Source organism: Paraburkholderia eburnea (genome assembly GCF_002917095.1).
GTDB classification, from domain to species: Bacteria; Pseudomonadota; Gammaproteobacteria; order Burkholderiales; family Burkholderiaceae; genus Paraburkholderia; species Paraburkholderia eburnea.
Genome location: NZ_PQGA01000004.1, coordinates 196736 through 212907 on the forward strand (window position 1 = coordinate 196736; position 16172 = coordinate 212907).

The following is a 16172-nucleotide window of genomic DNA, read 5'->3' on the forward strand; positions in this document are numbered from 1 at the left end:
TTGCGCTTTGGGGCGAGCACTGAAAAGCGGCGTCTCACCGCCCCAGTCCTTGATATCGGCAAAGCGCGGCGAAGCTTGAACGGGAGTCGATGATTACATCGTTTTCATATTCACAACAAAAGAAATCTGAAAGGATTTTTTAATATATCCGACCACGATATTGATTAGTTATTCGAACTATATCGCTCATAAAAAACGCCACCTGGAGGGTGGCGTTTCAGGAAAACGATACTCAGGCGGGCAACGCTTCGGCCCTTTCCTTGGTGCTGGTGCTGGTGCTCGTGTTCGCCTGCGCGGCGCTCACCAGCCGCCGGTAACGCGACAGTGCCCAAAGCGGGAAATACGCGGTATAGCCGTGATACTTGAGGTAGTAGATGCGCGGGAAACCCGGTGCATTGTGCGAGCGGTGCCACCAGAAGCCCTCGCTGTCCTGCACCGAAAGCAGATAAGCGATGCCGCGTTGCACCGATTCCGACTCGAAGTCGCCGAACGCCATTTGCGCGAGCAGCGCCCATGCGGTGAAATTCGACACGCTTTCGCCGCCGTTGGTGCCGGCCAGGCCCGCATCGATATAACTATCGTTGGTCTCGCCCCAGCCGCCGTCGGCATGTTGACGCGCACGCAGCCACGCCAGCGCGCGGGCGATATACGGCTGCGACGGATCTTCGCCAGCCAGCGCGAGGCCCGCCAGCACACTCCACGTACCGTAGATGTAGTTGGTACCCCAGCGGCCCCACCAGCTACCGTCGGGGCGCTGTGTCGTCTTGATGTAATCGATGCAGCGCGCGAGCGAGTCCTTGTCCTCTTCGCGGCCCGTCACGCCGAAGCACAGCAGCACGCGGCCCGACACGTCCTCGGTCGACGGATCGAGCAGCGCGCCGTGATCGGCGAACGGAATCGCATTCAGATAAAGACGATCGCAATCCGCGTCGAAGGCAGCGAAGCCGCCGTTGCGCGATTGCAGCCCGCGCATCCAGTCGAGCGCGAGCGTCACGCGCGCCGCATACGGGTCCGCCCCGCTGACCTGTTTCTGCAGACGACCACGGCGATGCAGCATTGCCACCACGACGGCGCTGTCGTCGATGTCCGGGTAATACGGGTTCTCGTACTGGAAGGCCCAGCCGCCAGGCGGCACGTCAGGCTTGACGTTCTCGATCCAGTCGCCCTTGATATCGTCCACCTGACGCGCAGCGAGCCAGTCGTAGGCGAGCGCGATCTTTTGCTCGAGTTCGGCACGCGGGATATTCGGCTCGTTCGCTTCCTGGGCGGGCGCATCGGGAACGGTCAGCGCCTGCTCCAGCGCCATCGTGCTCCAGGCCGTGTCCCACACCGGCGAGAGGCAGGGCTGGCAATACACACTGCCGTCGGGCCGCTCGACGAGCAGCTTTTCCAGCGCATTTTCGCAATCGCGGCGCAGCGGGTGATCCTCAGGATACCCAAGCACTTCCATCATCTGGTAGCTATAGACAATGGGCGGAAAGATCCCGCCCATGCCATCTTCGCCGTTCATGCGCTCGGCGCACCAGGCTTCGGCGTGCTTGACCGCGCGCTTGCGCAACGCGCCCGGAATCAGCGGATCGACATGGCGCAACAAGCGGTCCATGGCCAGGAACAGACGGCGCACACCCTTGCCGCGCGCGAAATACTCGCGCTCCTGCTCGGGCGGCGTGACGAACAGCTCGGCGATCGATACGTCATGCGGGTTCTTCGCGCGCGCCTTGAGCGAGCACAGCACCAGCAACGGCACCATTGTCGTGCGCGCCCAATAGGCGACCTTGTACATCGAGATCGGCACCCACTTCGGGAACAGCACGAATTCGACCGGCATGAACGGCGTGGCCCGCCACGGCACCTGGCCGAACGTCGCCAGCAGAATGCGCGTGAACACGTTGGATTTCGCGGCGCCGCCCAGCTTCAGGATGGCTTCGCGCGCGCGCACCATATGCGGCGCGCTTGCCTTGTCGCCCGCGGCCTTGAGCGCGAAGTAAGCCTTTACGCTGGCCGAAACGTCGGGCGCGCCGTCCACGTAAAGATCCCATGCGCCGTGCGTTTCCAGGCGCTGGATATCACGCAGATAGCGCGCCATTTTTTCCTGGCGCACGGTGTCGATCTTCGCCATGAAATGCATCATGAGGATGTATTCGGCGGTGATCGTCGCATCGGATTCAAGCTCGAAACACCAGCTCCCTTCGGGCTGTTGCCGGCGCGCGAGCGCGTCACGTCCCCGGACGATAGCGGCGTCGAGCAGCGCCGCGAATGGCAAGTCGGATTTCTTCATGGCGCGAATAATACCATCCGGCCGGAATGTTTAGCGCCGACGCCCGCAATGGTAAGATCCGGTCATGAAGAACACTCCTGCCAAAGCCCCAGCCGAGCCGGCTGACCACGCCGAGGCCATGCCGCCGACCGCGCAAAGTCCGAGCAGTCAGCCCGGCGCACCGGAAATCGGGGCGGCATCCATTGCTCCCGCTTCAGGCACTCGCCGCAAAAAAGCACCCGTTCAAGTGCGCGCGCAACTGCTGCAGGCGGCGTCCGACATTGCCACGGATCAGGGTGTGCCCTCCGTCACGCTCGACGCGGTAGCCGAGCGCGCGGGTGTGACCAAGGGCGCGCTTCAATATCACTTCGCGAATAAGCAAGGACTCCTTGACGCCTTGTTCGGGCAGACGCTCGAACGCTTCGAGCACCAGATGGAAGCACGCCTGGCCGCCGATCACGACAACGCCGGCGGCGCGCGGGCGCGAGCCTATCTGCATTCGAGCATCGACGAAATGAGCCCTGCCGCAAGCACCAATGTGCTGCGCGTGCTGGTGGCCGCGATGATGACCGATCCGGAAATTCGCGAGCGCTACGCCGCGCCCATGCGCAAATGGACGCGGCCCGATCCGCTGCCGCTCGAAGAAGCCGCGCGTCTCATGATCTGCCGACTCGCCGCCGACGGCCTGTGGATTTCCGATCTGCTCGGCTATCAGGACATGTCGCCGGAGATGCGCGAAGAAGTCGTGCGTCAGATCGAGAAGATGACGTTCAACGCGACCTGAAGCGTCGCAATAGCGCTAGCTGGAAACGGGCGCGGTCGATGCGCGCACAACCAGATGCGGCGCCGAGGCCACGCAGACTTTCGCTTCGCGCCCGGCCTGGCCACCCCTCTTTCCCGCGCCGGCAATCAGTTCGCGCAGCAACGCCACGCCAAGCTCGGCCGCTTCGACCGTCGGCACCGCAACCGTCGTCAATGCGGGCCGCGACTCGCTCGCCAACTGAATATCCGTGATGCCGACCACCGAAAGCTGGCGCGGCACCTCGAAACCGAGATCGGCGGCGGCCTGCATTGCGCCAAGCGCGGGCAGATCATTGGTCGTGAAAAGCGCGGTGAGATCGGGGTGCCGCGTCAACAATTCTCGCGCCGCCGCGTAGCCGCCCTGCGTGGTGTCGATCGCATGGATCAAGGGCGCGTCCTTCGCGTCCAGCCCCGCCGCCTCCATCGCGGCCACGAAACCGTCGTAGCGCGCCGCGTGGATGCCATGAGCCTTGCTCCCCACGATCGCACCAATGCGCCGATGTCCCAGTTCGATCAGATGCCGCGCCGCCAGTTCTCCGGCGAGACGAAAATCCACGGCCACGCACGGCAGGCCCGGCGGTTCGAGTGGCTTTTCCCACATGCAGAGCACGACGGGCGCACCACGCAATTCGGTGAGCCGCAGATCGTCGAAATCGAGGTTGGCGTTCATCACTAACACGCCTGCTGAAAGCGTTCCTGCGATCTGTTCGAGGTAGGCGCGACCCGTGTGCGGATCGCCATCGGTATTGCAGATGATGAGGAATTGGCCGCTGCTGCGCAGCGCGTTTTCCACCGCGAGCGCGAACTCGGGGTAGAACGGATTGGCGATGCTCGCCACCATCAGCGCGATGGTGGGCGCACGCCCTTCCGCGAGCGCGCGGGCCGGCAAATGCGGGCGATAACCGAGCGCGTCGATCGCTTCGAGCACGCGCTGGCGCGTTGCCTCGCCAACGCGGCCGCGGTTGCGCAGCACGTTCGAAACCGTCGCGGGCGTGACGCCCGCGTGTCGCGCGACTTCAGCGAGCGTAGGGGCCGATGAGGCTGCCAATGGGGGCGGGAGTGTGGGCGTTGTACGCATCGCGTCTCGTCATCTCAATATTTGGGAATGCCTTTCAACATTTGCCTGATCGGCTCAGACGGCGGCACCATTGGCCTCGCATCCCAGCGTTGCACTCGCCCAGAGGTAACGCAATTAATCCAGCAAAATTGGAGACACCGCGTCTGGCAGCCAACGATCGCGCCCACGATCGATTTTTTTAGCTGACCTGATTAAGCGCTTAATCTCAAGCGTCGCGCTGATTAAAACACGGAGACGGGACGAATGGCGAGCATTTCCTTGCGAGGTGTGCAGAAGGCCTACGGCGACAACGCGCCGGTGATACGCAACGTCGATCTGGAGATCGGCAAGAACGAGTTCTGCGTATTTCTCGGGCCTTCGGGTTGCGGCAAATCCACCCTGCTGCGCATGATCGCGGGCCTCGAAGACGTGAGCGACGGCGACGTGTCGATTGGCGGCAAACTCGTGAACGACGTGCCCGCCGCGCAGCGTGGCGTGGCGATGGTGTTCCAGAGCTACGCGCTGTTTCCGCACATGACGGTGTACGAGAACATGGCCTTCGGCCTGAAGCTCGCGAAGACGCCCAAGGCGGATATCGACCGCAAGGTACGCGAGGCCGCGCGCATTCTTCAGCTTGAAGCGCTGCTGGAGCGTCATCCGAAAGCGCTTTCCGGCGGCCAACGCCAACGCGTGGCGATTGGCCGTGCAATCGTGCGCGAGCCGGGCGTCTTCCTGTTCGACGAACCGCTTTCTAACCTGGACGCCACGCTGCGCGGCCAGACCCGCATCGAAATCGCGCGGCTTCACAAGCAGTTTGCCGAGGCCAGTGTGGTCTACGTGACGCATGACCAGATCGAAGCGATGACACTCGCCGATAAAATCGTCCTTCTGCATAGCGGTAAGGATACCGAATTGTATGGAAGCATCGCCCAGGTGGGTGCACCGCTCGAACTCTATCACCGCCCTGCGAGCCGTTTTGTGGCGGGCTTCATCGGTTCGCCGCGCATGAACTTTCTGCCTGCAACCGTGAATGGCGTCGATGCGCAAGGCGTGAGCGTCACGTTCGACGGTAGCCGCGAAACGGTGCGACTGCCGCTGCAAGGCAGCGCACTCGCAGCGGGCACGCCGGTCACGTTCGGTGTGCGGCCTGAGCATCTGGAATTGATCGCCGCATCGGGCAACGGCAGCGGCACGCGCTCCGGAGAATCCCTCACGCTCGCGCGCACGGTCACCCTGGTGGAAGCGCTCGGCGAGCATAGCTACGTGCATCTCGACCAGCCCGGCGGCACGGTGCTGATCGCCAAAGCGCCCGGCGACGCACGATTCGCGCCGGGCGACACGGCGCGGTTCCGCGCGCACGCCGCGCAATGTCATCTGTTCGCGCCGGACGGCTTCGCGCTCGCGCCGCTCGATGCGCCATCCCTTGAATCCGCCGCGCAGCGCGCGTAACCCCATGAGAGAGGACACAGGCATGCGTCTTGGAGTCTGCTATTACCCGGAGCACTGGCCGGAAGCGATGTGGAAGGACGACGCCGCGCGCATGAAGGCGCTCGGCATCGAACAGGTCCGCATCGCCGAATTCGCTTGGAGCCGCATCGAACCGTCGCCCGGCGAATACGATTGGGGCTGGCTCGATCGCGCCATCGACACGCTCGGCGAGGCCGGTCTCAAAGTGGTGATGTGCACGCCTACCGCCACGCCGCCCAAGTGGCTGATCGACCGCCACCCCGAGATCCTGCCGGTGGGTGCCGATGGCCGTGCGCGCGCCTTCGGCTCGCGACGTCATTACGATTTCTCCTCGCCCGTGTGGTTCGAAGCATCGCGGCGCATCTGCGAAGCGGTCGCGCAACGCTACGGCCGGCACCCCGCCGTGGCTTACTGGCAGACCGATAACGAATACGGTTGCCACAACACGGTCGTGAGCTATTCGGAGGCCGCCGTGACGCGCTTTCGTGCGTGGCTCGCGGCACGCTACGGCAACATCGGCGCGCTGAACACGGCGTGGGGCACGGTGTTCTGGAGCATGGAGTACCGCAGCTTCGACGAAATCGATGCGCCCATCGGCACCGTGACGGAAGCGCATCCTTCGCACCGGCTCGACTATCGCCGCTTTGCCTCGGACGAGGTGCGCCGCTATAACCTGATGCAGGTCGAAATCATTCGCGCGCATTCGCCGGGCCGCCCGATTGCGCACAACTTCATGCAACTGTTCACGGAGTTCGATCACTACAAGGTCGCCGCCGATCTGGACGTGGCGACGTGGGACAGCTATCCGCTCGGTGCGCTCGAAGAGCAGTGGTACGCGCCGGAAATCAAGGCGCGTTATCTGCGCACGGGGCACCCGGACTTTGCCTCGTTCAATCACGATGTATATCGCGGCATGTCGAAGTTGCCGTTCTGGGTGATGGAGCAGCAGCCCGGCCCCGTGAACTGGGCACACTGGAATCCCGCGCCGCTGCCCGGCATGGTGCGGCTATGGAGTTGGGAGGCGTTCGCGCATGGCGCGGGCTGCGTGTCGTATTTCCGCTGGCGTCAGGCGCCGTTCGCGCAGGAGCAGATGCACGCGGGACTGAACACGCCCGACAATCGGCTCGATATCGGCGGCAGCGAAGCCGCGCGCGTGGCCGAGGAAATTCGCACGGTGCTGGCCGATCCACAGGCCGACGCGAATGCGCGCGTCGATACGCGCGTCGCGCTGGTGTTCGACTACGAAGCGAAGTGGCTTTTCGAAGTCCATCCGCAAGGCGCCGATTTTCACTATCCGCGCTTTGCCGTCGAATACTATTCGGCGCTGCGCTCGCTGGGTTTCGATGTCGATATCGTTCCCGTGAACGCCCCGCTCGACCGCTATCAATTGATCGTGGTGCCGCCGCTGCCCGTCGTGCCCGACGATTTCGCGCAGCGTCTTGCGCAATCGGGCGCACAGGTCATCCTCGGGCCACGCACCGGCTCCAAGACCGTGGATCTGCAAATCCCCGCGAATCTGCCGCCTGGACCGTTGGCCGCGCTGCTGCCGCTGCGCGTGTGGCGTGTGGAATCGCTGCGGCCCAACGTGACCGAAACCGTGATCTTCGATGCCGACGCGCTGCCCGAAGGCCAGGCACGCCACTGGCGCGACTTGATCGACATCGATGCGGGCGCAACGGAAATTCGCGCACGTTTCGGTGACGGCCATCCCGCGTGGCTCACGCATGACAAGATCCATTACCTGGCGAGCCTTTTTGACGATACGACCACTGCCGCGCTATTCGCGCAAATCGCACGCGCCGCCGGACTCGAACCCACGCCGCTGGGCGACGCGCTGCGCGTGAGCCGACGCGGCGGCCTCACGTGGGTGTTCAACTATGGGCCAGGCACGCACCGCATCGACGCCGGCGTCCCCGATCTGGCCATCGTGATCGGCCAGCGCGAGATCGAAGCGCAAGGTGTCGCCGCTTACCGCACGCAGCACAAATAACGACGTAAAACCCAGGAGACAGGCCATGAGAACGAAACCCCGCACCCTGCTCGCCGCTGTCGCGCTCGCGACGGCCACGCTCACGGGCGCGTTCGCGACAACAGCACAGGCGGGCACGCTGGAAGTCAACATCGCGTTCAAGGGCGCCAGCCAGCGCGCCGTGTGGACGCAGGTCATCGACGAGTTCAAGAAGACGCATCCCGGCACGGAAGTGAAGGTGTCGTTCGTCGATGAGGAGGCCTATAAGGTGCAGTTGCCGAATTGGCTCACGACCGCGCCGCCCGACATCGTGAACTGGCACGACGGCGAACGCATGGCTTATTACGCGCAACGCGGCCTGTTCGAGGACTTGTCGCCCGAGTGGCAGAAGAACAACTGGGACAGCATGTATGCCTCGACCAAGGAGGCTTCGTCGTATAAGGGCAAGCAGTACGCAGCGCCCACGGTCTACTACTCGTGGGGCATGTTCTATCGCAAGGACCTGTTCCAGAAGGTGGGCATCGCCGGCGAACCCAAAACGTGGAATGAATTCCTCGACGACTGCAAGAAGCTCAAGGCCGCCGGCATCGCGCCGATCGCCGTGGGCGGGCGCGACGCGTGGACGCTTGCGGGCTGGTTCGATTATCTCGACCTGCGCCTGAACGGCAACAAGTTCCATCAGCAGTTGATGGCCGGCGAAGTGCCCTATACCGACCCGCGTGTGAAGAAGGTATACACGACCTGGAAGCAATTGATCGACGCGGGGTATTTCATCGATAATTCGCTATCCTACGATCTTGACGCCGCCCAGCCTTTCCTTTTCCAGGGCAAGGCCGCGATGATGCTGATGGGCACGTTTATCACAGGCGGCTTCAGCCCGACGGTGAAGCAGCAGATGGGCTACTTCCAGTTCCCCATCATCGACCCGAACGTGCCGACCGCCGAAGACGGCCCGGTCGAATCGCTGCACATTCCGGCCAAGGCGAAGAACAAGGCCGATGCGCGCGCGTTCCTCGCTTTCACGCAAACGCCCGATGTCGGCGCGCAACTGGCCAAGGGACTCGGTTCGCTGTCGGCCAACAGCAAGTCGCCGGAACCGGACGATCCGATTTCGAAGATCGGCTTCCAGATTCTCGCGAATACGAAGGGCGGCATCGCGCAGTTCTATGATCGCGACATGACCAAGGAAATGGCCGACGAAGGCATGAAAGGCATGCAGCAATTCATCGCCGATCCGACGAAGATCGATTCGATTCTCGCGCAACTGGAAGAGACGCGTAAGCGCATCTACAAGAAGTGAATTGCGTGGCGACGCGGCGCTCATGGGGCCGCGTCGCCGCGCGGATTGCTCTGGAGGTAAGCAGTGACGCCCTCAACGACTCGTCCATCGACTGGCCGCAGCGCAGCGCAACCGCATGGCAAACCGCGTCGCCGCGTCTCGCCCACGGCGCGCCGCCAACGCCGCGCGGCCGCGCTCTTTCTGGCTCCCGCCTGCATCATGGTGGCGATCTACGTGGTCTGGCCGATTCTGTCGACGATCCGCATCTCGTTCTACAACTGGGATGGCATGAGCGAGCCGGGTTTCATTGGCCTCGCCAATTACGTCGAGCTGTTTCACGCGGCCACCTTCTATACCGCACTCAAGAACAATGTCATCTGGCTGCTGCTGTTCCTGCTCGCGCCGCCGATGGGGCTCGCCATCGCGCTGTATCTGAACCAGGCCGTGGCCGGCATCCGCATCGTCAAATCGCTGTTTTTTGCGCCCTTTGTGCTCTCGGGCGTGGTGGTCGGGCTGATCTATTCATGGTTTTACGACCCGACCTTCGGCCTGCTCGCGGTCATTCTCGGTCACGGCATTCCGGTGCTGGGCGACCCGCATTACGCCACGCCCGGCATCATTTTCGCCGCGCTCTGGCCGCAAACCGCCTATTGCATGATTTTGTATCTCACCGGCCTCACTACGCTCAACAGCGAACAGATCGAAGCCGCGCGCATGGAAGGCGCGAAAGGCTGGACGCTGCTCTGGCATGTGATCCTGCCGCAATTGCGGCCCGTAACTTTCATGGCGGTTGTCGTGACCGTCATTGGCGCGCTGCGCAGCTTCGATCTGATATCGGTGATGACGGGCGGCGGACCGTTCGAAAGTTCGACCGTGCTGGCCTATTACATGTACGACCAGGCGATCAAGTATTACCGGCTCGGTTATTCGGCGGCAATAGCGGTCGTGCTGTTCGCGATCATGCTGCTCTATATCGTCTATCACCTGCGGCGGCTGCTCAAAAGCGAGCATTGAGGTCATCGATATGTTTCCGATTCCCATCGACAAATGGAAGCCCGCGCCGCGGCGCCTCTACAAGCTCTCGCTGCCAATCGCGCTGCTGATCTGGCTACTGCCGATGATCGCGGTTCTAGTGACATCGATACGCTCTACTGATGAACTCAGCGAAGGCAATTACTGGGGCTGGCCGAAGCACTTCGCGCTGATCGAAAATTATCGCGAGGCACTGACTACGTCGCCGATGCTGCATTACTTCTGGAATAGCGTGTTGATTACGGTGCCCTCCGTGGCCTGCGCGATTGCGCTTGCGGCGATGGCGGGGTTCGCGCTGGCGATCTATCGGTTTCCGGGAAATTCGGCGCTCTTTGCGGCTTTCGTCGCGGGCAACTTCGTGCCGATTCAGGTGCTGATGATTCCCGTGCGCGATCTCACGCTCAAGCTTGGGCTGTATAACTCGGTGGGCGGATTGATTCTGTTTCACCTGTCGTTTCAGACTGGGTTTTGTGCGCTGTTTCTGCGCAATTTCATCAAGCAGTTGCCGTTTGAACTGGTGGAGGCGGCGCGTATCGAGGGTGCCAATGAGTGGACGGTGTTTTTTCGCATCATTCTGCCGCTGATTCGGCCGGCGCTCGCGGCGCTGGCGATTCTCGTTTTCACGTTCGTCTGGAACGATTATTTCTGGGCGCTGTGTCTCACACAAGGCGATGATGCCGCGCCTATTACGGTGGGCGTGGCCGCGCTTAAGGGGCAATGGACGACGGCGTGGAATCTGGTTTCGGCGGGTTCGATTCTCGCAGCGCTGCCGTCGGTCGCGATGTTCTTCGCGATGCAGAAGCATTTTGTTGCGGGGCTGACGTTTGGGGCGACGAAGGGGTGAGGCAAATTCAAGCGCCAGCAAGAAATACGCGATTCCAGACCCCTCCCTTCAGCCTACCGAAGCGCCGGACGGTTCGCATCGGCTCGACAGGCCTCGCGTGCATCACGGGCTTTCCCGATTTCGCGATCGGACGCCGCAGCTCCATCCCCTTCCCCCGCCCCACATAAAATCCCCCACCTCCGGACGCAAAAGCACGATCGAGGACGCTGCGCCGTGTAAACTGCAGCCTTTTTTGTCTCTTGTGGTATGGTCCAACCCCCGCAGCGGACGGCCCTGACCGGTCCGGCCCTCGTTCGTCTGCTTGCGCGCATCGGCGAAACCGACGTGCAAGCCTCGCAGCAGCCGTTAGCCGACCGGCTGAGCCAGTGGCTCGGCTGGACGGATGCGATCGCGCTCTCGACGGTGCTCAGCGCGCCTGCGCCCGCCATGGGCGGCGCTTCGCCCAGCACCTCGCGCGGTGACGGCGAGGACGAGGCGCAGCGCTGCCTGAGCCTGCGCTCGGCGCTGTCGAAGGCCATCGTCACCGACGGCGTGCTCGCGCCGCCGCGCCAGAGCGCGCGCCACGCGCGCGCGCAGCAGGTGCAGGAAGTACCGGATATGCCCGCTGACTATGCGGTGTTCCGCCAGTGCTATCTGGCGCTCCAGCAGAAGATGGAAGCCGATATCGGCGACCTGCGCACGCGGCTGCGCAACCGGCTCGCGGCGCAGTCGTCGGCCATGGCGAAGCTGGCTGCGCTCGATGCGGTGATGGAGCGCTCGCTTGCCGTGCGCGAGCGCGCCTTGCTGGGCGCAGTGCCCGGCCTGCTGGGCAAGCATTTCGAGCGTCTGCGCAAGGCCGCGCAGGCGGCCGAAGCTCAAGCCGAAGCTCAAGCCGAAGCCCAGGCGCAAGCAGAAGCGCACACAGATAGCGCGAACAGTAAAACCGGCGCGTGGCTGACCACGTTCCGTAAAGATATGCAGAGCCTGTTGCTCGCCGAACTGGATGTTCGGTTTCAACCGGTCGAAGGGCTGCTCGCGGCCCTTCGCGCCCGCTAACGCAGACACTATGTCCAGACTTCGCATCGATCTCGTTGTTTTCATCGCCGGCCTGCTCGCGGTTTGCTGGATCGGCGCCGCCTACGTCGGCTCCAATCCGCTCGCGCTCGCCGTCACGGTCCTGATCGGCGCCTGCTATGTGGGGGGCGCGCTCGAATTGCGCCGCTACCGGCAGGCCACCGGCAGCCTGGCGCAAGCCGTGAACTCGCTGAGCGCGCCTGCCGCCGCCGCGCCCGCCTCGCTGGGCGCCTGGCTAGAGCGTCTGCATCCGAGTCTGCGCAGCGCCGTGCGCGCGCGCGTCGAAGGCGAGCGCGCGGCCCTGCCAGGACCTGCGCTCACACCCTATCTGGTCGGCATGCTGGTGCTGCTCGGCATGCTCGGCACGCTGCTCGGCATGGTGACGACGCTGCGCGGCACCGGCATCGCACTCGACGGCGCGAGCGATCTCGACGGCATCCGCACGGCGCTCGCCGGTCCGATCCGCGGACTCGGCTTCGCGTTCGGCACCTCGATTGCGGGCGTCGCCAGTTCGGCGATGCTGGGTCTGCTGTCGGCGCTGTGCCGCCGCGAGCGCATCGAAGCCGCCCAGCACCTCGACGCGCAGATCGCCACCACGCTGCGCCCGTTCTCGCACGCGCATCAGCGCGAGGCGAGCTTTGCGCTGATGCAGCGCCAGGCCGACGCTCTGCCGCTGCTGGCCGAGCGTCTCCAGTCGATGATGGCCGTGATCGAGCGCCAGAGCACGACGCTCGGCGAGCGTCAGATCGCCAGCCAGGAGGCTTTCCTCGGCAATGCCCAGGCGGCTTATGCGCGCCTCGCCTCGACGGTGGGCGACTCGCTCAAGGCCAGTGCCGCCGAAAGCGCGCGCGCCGCCGGCGCGGCCTTCGCGCCGGTCGTCGAAGCGACGATGGCGGGTCTCGCGCGCGAAAGCGCCGCGCTGCACAGCACGCTGACCCAGGCCGTGCAGCGCCAGCTCGACGGCCTCACGTCCGGCTTCGAGGCCAATGCCACGCGCGTCGCGGGCATCTGGAACGCCGCGCTCGACGAGCAGCGCCGCGCGGGCGAAGCGCTCGCGGACGATCTGCAAGGCGCACTGGAGCGCTTTAGCGCCACGTTCGAAACGCGTTCGGCGCATCTGGTGCGGGACGTGGATGCGCGCCTCGCAGCTTCGGCGGCGGGGGTTTCGCAGTCGTGGCAGGAAGCGCTGACGCGCCAGGAACAAGCCGGCGAAAAACTCGCGGGCGACAACCAGCAGGCGCTGGCCGCTGCGGCCGCCACGTTCGAGCAGCACGCGGCGGCGCTCGTGCGCGCTGTGGGCGAGGCGCAGACCGACTTGCAGACGCAGCTTGCCGCGCGCGACGAGGCGCGCCTCGCGGCCTGGCGCGACACGCTCGACGCGATAAGCACGTCGCTGCGCGACGAATGGCGCGTGGCGGGCACGCAGGCGGCTGGGCAGCAGCAGGCGATCTGCACGACGCTGGCGCAGACCGCCGACGAGATCGTCGCGCGCACCGAGGCGCACGCGAACAGCACGCTCGCCGAAATCGCCCGCGCTGCAGAGGCCGCAGCGGCGGCGTGGCAAGCGGCCAGCACGCAGGCGGCGCAACGCCAGCAGGACGTTTGCGAGACGCTTGCGAGCACCGCCGGCACGATCGCGGCGCAGGCCGAGGCGCATACGAACAGCACCATCGCCGAAATCACGCGCGTCGCCGAGGCTTCGTCGACGGCATGGCAGGCAGCGAGCACGCAGGCGGAACAGCGTCAGCAGGCGATCTGCGATGCGCTCGCGCAGACGGCTAACGCCATTTCGACGCAAACCGAGGCCCACGCCAAGGGCACGATTGCTGAAATCGCACGCGCCGCTGAAGCGAATGCAACAGCATGGCAGGCGGCAAGCACGCAAGCCGCAGAACGCCAGCAAGCCATCTGCGACGCGCTTGCGCAAACGGCCAATGACATCTCGGCGCAAACCGAAGCCCACGCCAAAAGCACCATCGCTGAAATCGCCCGCGCCGCCGAAGTCAACGCAAGCGCGTGGCAAGCCGCCAGCACGCAAGCCGCCGAGCGCCAGCAAGCCATCTGCGAAGCACTTGCTCAAACGGCCAACGCCATTTCGGCGCAAACCGAAGCTCACGCCAAGGGCACGATTGCCGAAATCGCGCGCGCCGCCGAAGCCAATGCAAACGCCTGGCAGGCCGCCAGCACGCACGCGGCGGAACGCCAGCAAGCCATCTGCGAAGCTTTGACGCAAACCGCCAACGCCATCTCGACGCAAACCGAAACCCACGCCAAGGGCACGATTGTCGAAATCGCGCGTGCCGCCGAAGCCAACGCAAGCGCGTGGCAAGCCGCCAGCACGCAAGCCGCCGAGCGCCAGCAGGCCATCTGCGAAGCACTCGCGCAAACGGCCAACGCCATCTCCGCACAAACCGAAGCCCACGCCAACGGCACCATCGCCGAAATCGCGCGTCTCGTCGAAGCCGCTTCGGAGGCGCCGCGCGTGGCCGCCGAAGTCGTCGCGGAACTGCGCCAGAAGCTCCACGAAAGCATGGTGCAGGACACCGCGATGCTGGAGGAGCGCGGCCGCCTGCTCGCCACCGTCACCACGCTGCTCGACGCCGTGAACCACGCGAGCACCGAACAGCGCGCGGCCATCGGCGCGCTGGTCGATACGTCGGCGGGCCTGCTCGAGCGCGTGGGCGCGCGCTTCGACCAGCAGGTCGAAGCCGGCGCGCAGACGCTCGAAGGCGTCGCGGCCCAGGTCACCGGCAGCGCCGTCGAAGTCGCCAGTCTCGGCGACGCCTTCGGCGTGGCCGTGCAGCACTTCGGCGCCTCGAACGACAAGCTCATGATGCAACTCGAACGCATCGAAGCCGCGCTCGACAAGTCGCTCGCGCGCAGCGACGACCAGCTCGCCTACTACGTCGCGCAGGCGCGCGAAGTGGTCGATCTGAGCCTGCTGTCGCAGAAGCAGATCGTCGATAGCCTGCAACGCCTGGCCGGAAGCGAAGCCGCATGAACGACGAGATCGACGGCGGCGTAGAGCCCACCGCGCCGGTCTGGGCCGCGTTCGGCGACCTGATGGCGGCGCTGCTGGGCGCGTTCGTGCTGATCCTCGTCGGGGTGATCGGCATGCAGATGGAAGCGTCCTCGCGCCTCGCGCACGAGGTCAAGGCGCGCCAGCTCGAAGCGCAGCGGCGCCAGACGCTCGAACAGGCGCTGGCCGGCCCGCTCGCGGCGGGACGCGTGACGCTCGTGAACGGGCGCATCGGCATCAGCGGCAGCGTGCTGTTCGCGCTCAATTCCGACCAGTTGCAGCCGGAGGGACGCGAACTGCTCAAGAGCCTCGCGGGCCCGCTCACGGCGTATCTGCACGACCGCGACGAAATCCTCATGGTGAGCGGTTTCGCCGACGACCAGCAGGTCCACGCGGGCAATCGCCGCTTCGCCGACAACTGGGAGCTGTCCGCCGAGCGCGCGCTGACCGTCACGCGCGCGTTCATCGATGCGGGCGTGCCGGCGGCATCGGTGTTCGCGGCGGCGTTCGGGTCGGAGCAGCCGGTCAGTTCCAACGCCGACGAAGCCGGCCGCGCGAAAAATCGCCGCGTGGAAATCGCCCCCGTGCCGCGCTCGTCGAGCGTGAGCAACGCCGCTGCGAAGACGCAGAACGCTCATGAGTGACGACGTGCGTATCGACGCGCAAAACGTTGCGCAGGCATCGAATCCGCCGTACAGCAGCGGCTGCCGTGATGCGCGCGCGACGCTCGACGCCTGGCGAGCGCAAGGCGCCGATCGCCTCGACCCGGTTGGCTTCGCGATGCTCGACGCGCTGGAAAAGCGCGCGCGGGCGCTGGCCGGCACAGCGCGCGGCGTGCTCGATGCGCGTATCGAAACGCGACTCGCGGCTTATTCGCAGCGGATCGAGACCGAATCCGCGCAAGCCGCGCCCGCGAACGAGACGCCTGCAAACAACGCCTTCGCCGCGTTGATCGACGCGATGTCGCGCGACGCACGCGACGGTGCGCCCGCCGCGCTGCTCGATTATTTCCGCGATGTCTGGTCGAAGGTCAGCGCCGACCAGCAGGTGCAACAGTCGCTCGATCAGGTGCCGAAAAACGCGGGCCCGCTCAATTCCAGCAGCCTGGTGCACCGCGCGCTCTTTCTCATGCGCGACCTCTCGCCCGGTTATCTGCGCCAATTTCTGGCCTATGCCGATGGACTTGCGTGGCTCGAAGATCTGCACGCGGGTATCGCGCCGCCCGCCGCTCAAGCCGCCCAGACGAGCACCGCGAAAAAACCCCGGCGCACCCGCGCACGCTAGAAACACGCGGCCATCCGCGCGTCGCCCGTCGCGCCTTCCGTGGCCCGATCGACTCGGGGCAGATGTTCTCGGGCGAGACCGCCGACGGGTTCGTGGCGACGCCGTCGTTC

The 16172-nt window shown here is 64.9% G+C and carries 12 protein-coding genes; 10 read left to right on the forward strand and 2 right to left on the reverse strand.

Going from position 1 to position 16172, the window contains the following annotated elements; translation table 11 throughout:
• Positions 1–232 precede the first annotated feature (232 nt).
• Positions 233–2290, reverse strand: a complete 2058-nt coding sequence (gene shc / locus B0G62_RS11465) for a squalene--hopene cyclase (RefSeq protein WP_103704294.1) — start codon at positions 2288–2290, stop codon at positions 233–235.
• Positions 2291–2342: 52 nt separating this feature from the next.
• On the opposite strand from shc, the gene B0G62_RS11470 reads away from it, so the two are divergent.
• Positions 2343–3041 carry a TetR/AcrR family transcriptional regulator gene (locus B0G62_RS11470; protein WP_103704295.1) on the forward strand — a complete coding sequence of 233 codons (699 nt, stop codon included), beginning with the start codon at positions 2343–2345 and terminating at the stop codon, positions 3039–3041.
• 15 nt (positions 3042–3056) lie between these two features.
• On the opposite strand, the gene B0G62_RS11475 is transcribed toward B0G62_RS11470, so the two are convergent.
• The gene (locus tag B0G62_RS11475; RefSeq protein ID WP_103704296.1) at positions 3057–4136 is read right to left on the reverse strand and encodes a LacI family DNA-binding transcriptional regulator; all 1080 of its coding nucleotides are present in this window, start codon (positions 4134–4136) and stop codon (positions 3057–3059) included.
• Positions 4137–4379: 243 nt separating this feature from the next.
• Between B0G62_RS11475 and B0G62_RS11480 the strand changes: the two genes are divergently transcribed.
• The 9 genes from B0G62_RS11480 (at position 4380) to B0G62_RS11520 (ending at position 16062) form a co-directional block, all read left to right on the forward strand.
• Positions 4380–5564, forward strand: a complete 1185-nt coding sequence (locus B0G62_RS11480) for an ABC transporter ATP-binding protein (protein ID WP_103704297.1) — start codon at positions 4380–4382, stop codon at positions 5562–5564.
• 22 nt (positions 5565–5586) lie between these two features.
• Entirely contained in the window at positions 5587–7572 is a 1986-nt protein-coding gene (locus B0G62_RS11485; RefSeq protein ID WP_103704298.1) for a beta-galactosidase, read from the forward strand.
• Between the two features lie 25 nt (positions 7573–7597).
• Complete coding sequence (locus B0G62_RS11490) at positions 7598–8851, forward strand: ABC transporter substrate-binding protein (RefSeq protein WP_103704299.1); 1254 nt, start codon at positions 7598–7600, stop codon at positions 8849–8851.
• A 63-nt stretch (positions 8852–8914) separates the two neighbouring features.
• Positions 8915–9844 (forward strand): carbohydrate ABC transporter permease, encoded by a 930-nt coding sequence (locus B0G62_RS11495; RefSeq protein WP_103704300.1) that lies wholly within the window; start codon positions 8915–8917, stop codon positions 9842–9844.
• Positions 9845–9854: 10 nt separating this feature from the next.
• Entirely contained in the window at positions 9855–10706 is an 852-nt protein-coding gene (locus B0G62_RS11500) for a carbohydrate ABC transporter permease (RefSeq protein WP_103704301.1), read from the forward strand.
• A 246-nt stretch (positions 10707–10952) separates the two neighbouring features.
• Positions 10953–11741 carry a DUF3348 domain-containing protein gene (locus B0G62_RS11505; protein ID WP_103704302.1) on the forward strand — a complete coding sequence of 263 codons (789 nt, stop codon included), beginning with the start codon at positions 10953–10955 and terminating at the stop codon, positions 11739–11741.
• A gap of 10 nt (positions 11742–11751) precedes the next feature.
• The gene (locus tag B0G62_RS11510; protein ID WP_103704303.1) at positions 11752–14760 is read left to right on the forward strand and encodes a DUF802 domain-containing protein; all 3009 of its coding nucleotides are present in this window, start codon (positions 11752–11754) and stop codon (positions 14758–14760) included.
• Positions 14757–15422, forward strand: coding sequence for an OmpA family protein (locus B0G62_RS11515; protein ID WP_103704304.1), 666 nt, complete (start codon positions 14757–14759; stop codon positions 15420–15422). The genes B0G62_RS11510 and B0G62_RS11515 overlap by 4 nt, the downstream gene beginning before the upstream one ends.
• Positions 15415–16062, forward strand: coding sequence for a DUF2894 domain-containing protein (locus B0G62_RS11520; RefSeq protein ID WP_103704305.1), 648 nt, complete (start codon positions 15415–15417; stop codon positions 16060–16062). The genes B0G62_RS11515 and B0G62_RS11520 overlap by 8 nt, the downstream gene beginning before the upstream one ends.
• Positions 16063–16172 lie beyond the last annotated feature (110 nt).

Bases quoted from the DNA above. Each gene is read 5' to 3' on its own strand.
- B0G62_RS11470 (WP_103704295.1), top strand. From the start codon at position 2,343: ATGAAGAACACTCCTGCCAAAGCCCCAGCCGAGCCGGCTGACCACGCC.
- B0G62_RS11475 (WP_103704296.1), bottom strand. From the start codon at position 4,136: ATGCGTACAACGCCCACACTCCCGCCCCCATTGGCAGCCTCATCGGCC.
- B0G62_RS11480 (WP_103704297.1), top strand. From the start codon at position 4,380: ATGGCGAGCATTTCCTTGCGAGGTGTGCAGAAGGCCTACGGCGACAAC.
- B0G62_RS11485 (WP_103704298.1), top strand. From the start codon at position 5,587: ATGCGTCTTGGAGTCTGCTATTACCCGGAGCACTGGCCGGAAGCGATG.
- B0G62_RS11490 (WP_103704299.1), top strand. From the start codon at position 7,598: ATGAGAACGAAACCCCGCACCCTGCTCGCCGCTGTCGCGCTCGCGACG.
- B0G62_RS11500 (WP_103704301.1), top strand. From the start codon at position 9,855: ATGTTTCCGATTCCCATCGACAAATGGAAGCCCGCGCCGCGGCGCCTC.
- B0G62_RS11505 (WP_103704302.1), top strand. From the start codon at position 10,953: ATGGTCCAACCCCCGCAGCGGACGGCCCTGACCGGTCCGGCCCTCGTT.
- B0G62_RS11510 (WP_103704303.1), top strand. From the start codon at position 11,752: ATGTCCAGACTTCGCATCGATCTCGTTGTTTTCATCGCCGGCCTGCTC.
- B0G62_RS11515 (WP_103704304.1), top strand. From the start codon at position 14,757: ATGAACGACGAGATCGACGGCGGCGTAGAGCCCACCGCGCCGGTCTGG.
- B0G62_RS11520 (WP_103704305.1), top strand. From the start codon at position 15,415: ATGAGTGACGACGTGCGTATCGACGCGCAAAACGTTGCGCAGGCATCG.